The following is a 6678-nucleotide window of genomic DNA, read 5'->3' as shown; positions in this document are numbered from 1 at the left end:
GTTGCTGCTAAATAATATTGAATAATAGCTATTTATTAGTAACGCTACGCATAATATAACACTTTGCATAATGGTGCATCAGCGTACCCTCTTCCGCTATCTCGGCCACGCTTTCCAACACTCTGACTTTCAGCGTTCCGTCCGTGATGAGGATGCCGAAGAACTTGCCTTTCTGCAACAGGTACTCTTTCTCATATTGGGCGGCTTCCTTTCGGCGCAACGCCAGACGTTCACGTTCCTCCTTGCGGTTGCGCTGTTCCACCAATTTGTCGTGTTCCGCTTTCAAGTCGGCAGGGCAGACATATTTCGGGCTGCGTGTGTCCTTGCCCATTCGCCTAAGCAGGTCAATGGTATCGCACCACATTGAGCCGTCAGTAATGGTATATCCATTCCGCAGGCAGATTTTCACAGACGGCCAGTAATCGTCCAGACAAGTTGATGAGTGCAGGCAATAGCGCAACAAGTCATATTGTCCGGCTTTCAGTAGAGTTTCAACTTTCGGGTCGGTCAGCAATGCCGGTATGAGTTTTGCCGATTCAATGTCTTGCAAGTCGCTGCGGAAACCGTTTCTTTGCAAAGTGTCGATAACGCTGTATCTCGGATAGGTGTCAAAAGTGGCAATATGGCGGTACACTTCGTTGTCTCCCCGAATGGCCATTGGCGAAACGAAAGAAAAGGTGTCCATGTACCTGCCCAATATGCGCTGAATGGCTACAAGCGTCTGTTTGCCTTTGTCGTTCCACCAATACTGCCCGATTTCCAAGGCGTAAGGATGCGCCTTGCAGCCTTTCTCCATTTCCACCACAAGCAGGAACATTCGCAGGGTTTGGTACTTCCCACACTTGTCAAGCAGGGTAAAATATGCCTTTTGCCGTATTTTGCGGACAAGGGTATTCTTGACCTCCAGCTTTGCGTGGCACTTCGGGCAGGTGCAATGCCCTGTCGCTTTTTCTCTTACCCATTCATGGCCGCAGTCCATGCAGGTTGTCCGACCCTTGGGCAGTCGGTGTGCAAAATGGCTGACACACTCACGGAATGCCCAAGCAAGCTGTGCCTTGCTCAAGGGGCGGAGCTTGCCGCTTTGGGCAAGTACAGCTTTCTCGAATTTGTTGCGTGGTTTCATCGTTCAAAAGCCGAATAAGTTAGGTTCTGTTTGTTTGGTCTCCTGTGGTTTTGCCGCCGACTTGCTCTTACGTTGCTGCATCTTGCGCAATTCCTCGGCTTGGTATTGGCTGATAGCCCTCTGCCGTGCCTCGGCTTTCTCTTCCTCGGTCAGTTCAATACGGTTGTTGACTATCACCTCGCAGTTGACGGGCTTGCCTATGTCTATGATGTCCTCGTCATAATAGTGACAGGCGAGCGAATACACGTCATCGTCAGCCATGCCGACACAGCCCTCATTGGCCATTGCTTTGACTTGGTTGAGTATGAACGTGATGCAATCGTCCAAGTTCTTGTTTTCCTTGACATAAGCCACTGCAAAGAGTTCGTCCGTCTTGGCTCTTTCGTCCAAATAGCTCTTGATGGCCTGTTTGAAATGTTCAGTTCCTTTCATGGTTGTCATTGTTTGGTGGGTTGGATATAAAAGATGTCGCAGTCCACTACCTCTGTCGGCAAGCCGAAAGCAGGGCAAGGTGAAAAATAGGGTTGCAGGTTGCATTCACTGTCCATGACGGGCGAAACTACTTGTACGCCCATGTCCTTGTACCAGCGGTCGATGGTTTGTAGTTCTTCCTCTGTCAGTCCGCATGCATCTCCATTGACAAGGTAGCACAGACTCCATGTCGGTATCTTTTCGATTGTCTTTTCCATATGGGTATGCTTTGGGGTTAATTAATCTCTATCTCGTCAGGATAAACCACTATCTCCGCTCCGCTGCTCACTTGGACGATATAGCCTTTGTCGGTCTGTCCGACTATGGTTGCCGAGCGGTAGCCTTTCCACGGGGTCAGCAGCCAGCAATGCTTGCCGTAATCCTCAAATTCCTCTCTGTTGTCGTAATCGTACATATTGGTGTATGTTTTTGATGTTAAACTTTCCCTGTCATCGGTCCTTCTTGCCGTGACCGATTTAGGGTTTTATCGATGCGGCGGCTCGGCTATCGGGAAAGCCTCATGCGGCGGCTTTTGTTGCCAATTACGCTCCGCAAGGAGGAAGAATTTGCAAGAAATCCACTTCAAGCCGCCGCCATCAGGCGCGATGGCCGACCTTTGCATCAGTAAAACTAAACGGTGACGGCTGGAGGGCGGGATAAGGAATAGCCGGTATAACAAAGCGGGTAATGGTAGAACAGGTAGCTAATCATTTTCAAAAGGAGCAAGGCTTCACGTGCATTGAGCACGAAAAAAGCGGCCGAAGCCGCTCTTTTCGAAGAAGGAAGCGGTCTATGCCGCCTCCTTCTGTTTCTTGGCGCGAGCCTTAGGTTGGGGCTTCTCGGCCTTCTCCTGTTTCTCCACCGCCTCGTAGAACTTCTTGGCCACGAACTTGATGCCGTTCTGCTTCATACCGTTCTTGTCGGTCCATTCTTCGGGCTTCAAATAGCCCTCTATGGTGAGCAGCGTACCTTTTTTCAGCAACTCGAACGATGCGCTGCCGCTCTTGCGCCAGGCTTCCACGTTGATGAAAGCGGACACGCGGTTGGTGGCGTTGTCCTTGGTTTCCTTGCGGCCGATTGCCATCGGGAAACTGGCTACATCGTTGTTGGTGAACGTGCGGATTTCAGCGTCCTTTGCTACAAAACCTGTGATGATGAAAGAATTTTCTACTTGCTTCATGACTGTAAGTTTTTAGAAGTTGAACAATTAATTTTTACGGATGCAAGAAGATATTGCAGGCATAGGGTAGCACCAAGGGAGGCACGCAAATACGCAACATTTTATGTGAAGCGGAAAATGTCGGAAGATTTTCGTGACACGCCATTGGTCAGAACGTCAGTGTCCCGTAACGCCATCGGCGAGCTGCATTATATCTTTGCATCATGGAAAAATATTGTGGCTTCGATAAACGACGGCCATGTAAGAAGCAACACGAAAATTCAGCCACAGGTTGTGATGAAGGATGCTAATAATCCGCCTGCCAAAAGAAAAAAGCCCGTTCCGATAGCTCTGCAACGGGTCAGGTATGAAACGGCGATTCCAACCACCTCTTTCATTATGGAAGCCGCAAGGGCGGACGCGATACCGATATTGCCAGAAAAAAAGGCCGCTCTACCATTGGAGAGGAGATGCCTGAAGATAAGACTGACGGATAGGGAATGTGGACAGAACAGCTGTCGGTGTGCCGGTTCCGAGGCAACGGAAGAAATTAAGGAAAGCCGGCTATCAACCTAAACCCAAGATACGATGAAAGAATGGCGCACGACTGCCATCGGGAAAGAGCATCGGTCGCCTTTGGCGAAATGTAAGCCAATAAAAGGCGTAAAAGTGTGGAAACTCATAAAATAAAGACGGACAAGCGCATAAAAATGGTATTTTTGCAAAACGAATGGTAATGCAACAAGAGAACAGGAAATGGAAGATTCACATAAAACAGTCGTCAATGAATCCGGAGTAGAAAAGGAGGACGGGGTAAGGCTCATCCTCTATTCGGCCGACCTGAGCAGCGAGCTGCTGTTGGACTTTGCCGATGGTGGCATCCGTGCAGGATTCCCATCCCCTGCACAAGACTACATGACGGAGAGCATCGACCTGAACCGCGAGTTGGTTCGCCATCCCGCCACTACGTTCTATGCCCGTGCCGTAGGTGATTCGATGAAGGACTGTGGCATCGACAACGGCGACTTGTTGGTGATAGACAAGTCCATCGATCCGCAGGAGGGTGACATCGTGGTGGCCTACATTGATGGGGAATTTACATTGAAGCGGGTAAAGTTCGATGTCAAGGGTGATTGCCTTTGGCTGATGCCTGCCAACAAGGACTATCCGCCTATCAAGGTGACGGAAGAAAATAATTTCATCGTGTGGGGAGTATTGACCTACAACATCAAACGCCAATATCGGAGGAAGTGAATCATGTTCGGTCTAGTGGATTGCAACAACTTCTATTGTTCGTGTGAACGGGTCTTCAATCCGGGATTGCGCACACAGCCAGTGGTGGTGCTGTCTAACAATGACGGTTGCATCATTGCCCGCAGCAACGAGGCAAAGGCGTTGGGTATAGAAATGGGTACGCCTTTTTACCAAGCAAAAGAATTGCTGGAGCGTGAAAAGGTTGCCGTGTTCAGTTCCAATTACACACTTTATGGTGACATGAGCCGCAGGTCGGAATTCACGCCCGAATTGATGCAATATTCCATCGATGAAGCTTTCATCGACCTTACAGGCATGGGCGGTGGAGAAGCATTGCGTGAGTACGGCAAACGCATCGTGCGTACCATTGGCAAGGGTACAGGAATCCCGGTAACGCTTGGCATAGCTCCGACCAAGACCTTGGCAAAAGTGGCAAGCAGGTATGGAAAGAAATACAAAGGTTACGGGGGTGTCTGCCTGATTGACACCGAAGAAAAGCGCATCAAGGCATTGCAAGGTTTTGACATCGCCGATGTGTGGGGCATTGGCAGACGCTCTGCCAAGAAGTTGGAATACCATGGAGTCAAAAACGCATGGGATTTCACGCAGTGGAGTGAAAGCCGGGTAAGACGGTTGCTTACCGTCACAGGTGTGAGGACATGGAAGGAACTCCGTGGCGAAAGTTGCATAAACATCAGCGAACTGCCCGAAAAGCAGAGCATCTGTACCAGCCGCAGTTTTCCCGACAAAGGTTTGTCTGAGTTGGAAGTGGTGGAAGAAGCAGTAGCCAACTTTGCCGCTTCATGTGTCCGCAAGTTGCGTGAGCAAAAGAGTCGTTGCTGCCAACTGACCGTATTCGCTTATACCAGCCGTTTCCGCAACGATGTGCCAAACCATATTATCAACCGCACAGTTACATTGCCCATGCCCACCAACGACCAATTGGAGTTGGTAGCCGCAGCAGTCCAAGCACTCCGTACTGAATGGCGTGAGAATGGAAGATACCACTACAAGAAAGCCGGTGTCATCGTGTGGGACATTAGTCCAAACACTGCCGTCCAAACTGTCCTCTTTGACTCCATAGACCGTGCCAAACAAGCTCGCCTTTCAGCGGCTATCGATGCCATCAACCAACGGAATGGTTTTAATACCGTAAAAGTGGCAAGCCAAGGCACGGACAAACGTTGGCACTTGAAATGCGAACACAAGTCAGCCCAATACTCCACAAACCTTAACGAAGTCATCAAAGTCAAAGTCTGAACAGTATTCTATTGCCTTCAAAAAAGAAAGGCTGGTGCAACTGGCAAAGTGGTTTACTCCTTTCCTTGTTCTATATATACAAGATGTCATTAAACTTAATTTCTAAAACTATTATTATTCATTACCAAAGAGATGTTGCAAGAGGTTTACTTCGTTCCTTGTAGTATATACAAGAAAATTTAAACCTACTTTTTAAATTCCTGCTTGCGCAATCAAGTCCGGATAGGGCTTTTAGGTAAATCAGTCAACAAGTACTCACCGACAACAGCCATAACTTTTCTTTTGGAAGGAAAAAACAAATTGAATCCACTACTTTTGTACACTTGATAGGTCAACTCTCTTCTGACGACACGCAATTGCCTTGACATACTATTTGATTCCATTATCTGGAAGGATGTCGTCAAGCGTCATAACATGCAGAACACGACTGACGCAGTTCACCGTCATTTTTCCAGTCCTTTGCGAGCTTTACTCTTTCGATTCATGAATTTTCCTAACTATAATATTGATTTTTAATAATTCTCTTCACATATGTTATCAAGTTCCCTGATTATACATGATACACTTTTTCCAGTCAGACATTCAATGTCATACAGCAAATCCACCAAAAAGTGATATGCCTTACTTCCGGCTTCCGTAAATTCTCCCGTACTGTCGAATACCTCACCGACACATCCAATTCCTTGTAGCAATTCTTCCAATGTCTTCATCCGTTTTTGAATTTAAGTTTACTTTCCCTCTGTTCGACGTCCTTCAATCGGAAGCCGCTTCGGTTTTTCGGTGCAGTAAAAGGTTGCCGAAAAAGCCATTCCCGATGTTTTTTCCGGTAAATTACTCTTGCAATGCAAGGAAGAATTTGCCGGAAATGCACTTCAAAACGGAGGGAACAGGCGCGGCAACCTATATTCGCACAAGATAAAACCTCTGGCGGTGGCGGTATGGAGGCTGCAACATGGAATGTTCGGACTGATATAAAGGGCAAGAGGCTTGAGAAGCAAGGTCTATAGAAAGGGTTGGTAAGCATATATATAAGGATAACGGCAGACTTCAAGCCGACATTTCTTTGTAACTTACAACCGGTAAAATAGGAACAACCCGACACAAAATATCATGCAGGACGGATTGCTCCGCCCTGCATCAGAACTGAATTAGTCATAACTTAATTTGTTTGATGTTGTAAAATTACTCTTTTTATATTAACAGTCAGATTGAATCTTGACTAATTCAGATAATTATTGTTTAGTCTGATGTTAAATGTGTAGCTGCATCATTGAAACAATCTAGTTTCTCAGATAAATTCATCATGTCATGCTCTATCTTTTTATTGGTGATGCGTAGGCTCGGCTGTCGGCGCCATGCCACCTTACGGTGGTAGGTTTCCGACAGCCTGCCTCCGAACCGTACGTACACG

9 protein-coding genes are annotated in these 6678 nt (G+C 47.5%); 3 read left to right on the top strand and 6 right to left on the bottom strand.

Annotated features, from left to right (window positions below; genetic code table 11):
* Nucleotides 1–28 precede the first annotated feature (28 nt).
* The 5 genes from H6B30_RS15375 to H6B30_RS15355 all read right to left on the bottom strand — a co-directional run bounded on the left by H6B30_RS15375 (nucleotide 29) and on the right by H6B30_RS15355 (nucleotide 2774).
* Nucleotides 29–1123, bottom strand: a complete 1095-nt coding sequence (locus H6B30_RS15375; RefSeq protein WP_239484165.1) for a PcfJ domain-containing protein — start codon at nucleotides 1121–1123, stop codon at nucleotides 29–31.
* A 3-nt stretch (nucleotides 1124–1126) separates the two neighbouring features.
* Nucleotides 1127–1555 carry a PcfK-like family protein gene (locus H6B30_RS15370; protein ID WP_205112153.1) on the bottom strand — a complete coding sequence of 143 codons (429 nt, stop codon included), beginning with the start codon at nucleotides 1553–1555 and terminating at the stop codon, nucleotides 1127–1129.
* A 5-nt stretch (nucleotides 1556–1560) separates the two neighbouring features.
* Nucleotides 1561–1812 (bottom strand): DUF6926 domain-containing protein, encoded by a 252-nt coding sequence (locus H6B30_RS15365; RefSeq protein ID WP_087251035.1) that lies wholly within the window; start codon nucleotides 1810–1812, stop codon nucleotides 1561–1563.
* 17 nt (nucleotides 1813–1829) lie between these two features.
* Nucleotides 1830–2009 (bottom strand): glyoxalase, encoded by a 180-nt coding sequence (locus H6B30_RS15360; RefSeq protein ID WP_087251032.1) that lies wholly within the window; start codon nucleotides 2007–2009, stop codon nucleotides 1830–1832.
* 375 nt (nucleotides 2010–2384) lie between these two features.
* Nucleotides 2385–2774, bottom strand: coding sequence for a single-stranded DNA-binding protein (locus tag H6B30_RS15355; protein ID WP_087251031.1), 390 nt, complete (start codon nucleotides 2772–2774; stop codon nucleotides 2385–2387).
* Nucleotides 2775–2879: 105 nt separating this feature from the next.
* Here H6B30_RS15355 and H6B30_RS15350 point away from each other — a divergent pair, with 105 nt between their 5' ends.
* The 3 genes from H6B30_RS15350 to H6B30_RS15340 all read left to right on the top strand — a co-directional run bounded on the left by H6B30_RS15350 (nucleotide 2880) and on the right by H6B30_RS15340 (nucleotide 5267).
* The gene (locus tag H6B30_RS15350) at nucleotides 2880–3329 is read left to right on the top strand and encodes a hypothetical protein (protein WP_205102814.1); all 450 of its coding nucleotides are present in this window, start codon (nucleotides 2880–2882) and stop codon (nucleotides 3327–3329) included.
* 180 nt (nucleotides 3330–3509) lie between these two features.
* Nucleotides 3510–4007 carry a LexA family protein gene (locus H6B30_RS15345; RefSeq protein ID WP_087251027.1) on the top strand — a complete coding sequence of 166 codons (498 nt, stop codon included), beginning with the start codon at nucleotides 3510–3512 and terminating at the stop codon, nucleotides 4005–4007.
* Between the two features lie 3 nt (nucleotides 4008–4010).
* A complete protein-coding gene (locus tag H6B30_RS15340; RefSeq protein WP_205112151.1) occupies nucleotides 4011–5267 on the top strand; it encodes a Y-family DNA polymerase in 1257 nt (418 codons plus the stop codon).
* Between the two features lie 512 nt (nucleotides 5268–5779).
* On the opposite strand, the gene H6B30_RS15335 is transcribed toward H6B30_RS15340, so the two are convergent.
* Nucleotides 5780–5977: a hypothetical protein gene (locus tag H6B30_RS15335; RefSeq protein ID WP_013619410.1), complete on the bottom strand. Its 198-nt coding sequence runs from the start codon at nucleotides 5975–5977 to the stop codon at nucleotides 5780–5782.
* Between the last annotated feature and the right edge of the window lie 701 nt (nucleotides 5978–6678).

This window comes from Marseilla massiliensis, from assembly GCF_016899955.1.
GTDB classification, from domain to species: domain Bacteria; phylum Bacteroidota; class Bacteroidia; order Bacteroidales; family Bacteroidaceae; genus Prevotella; species Prevotella intestinigallinarum.
The sequence above is the reverse complement of the archived record's forward strand: the minus strand, read 5'-3'. Positions and strand labels throughout refer to the sequence as shown.

Coding starts and splice junctions, on each gene's coding strand:
- H6B30_RS15375 (WP_239484165.1), bottom strand. CDS start 1,123: ATGAAACCACGCAACAAATTCGAGAAAGCTGTACTTGCCCAAAGCGGC.
- H6B30_RS15370 (WP_205112153.1), bottom strand. CDS start 1,555: ATGAAAGGAACTGAACATTTCAAACAGGCCATCAAGAGCTATTTGGAC.
- H6B30_RS15345 (WP_087251027.1), top strand. CDS start 3,510: ATGGAAGATTCACATAAAACAGTCGTCAATGAATCCGGAGTAGAAAAG.
- H6B30_RS15360 (WP_087251032.1), bottom strand. CDS start 2,009: ATGTACGATTACGACAACAGAGAGGAATTTGAGGATTACGGCAAGCAT.
- H6B30_RS15340 (WP_205112151.1), top strand. CDS start 4,011: ATGTTCGGTCTAGTGGATTGCAACAACTTCTATTGTTCGTGTGAACGG.
- H6B30_RS15355 (WP_087251031.1), bottom strand. CDS start 2,774: ATGAAGCAAGTAGAAAATTCTTTCATCATCACAGGTTTTGTAGCAAAG.
- H6B30_RS15365 (WP_087251035.1), bottom strand. CDS start 1,812: ATGGAAAAGACAATCGAAAAGATACCGACATGGAGTCTGTGCTACCTT.
- H6B30_RS15335 (WP_013619410.1), bottom strand. CDS start 5,977: ATGAAGACATTGGAAGAATTGCTACAAGGAATTGGATGTGTCGGTGAG.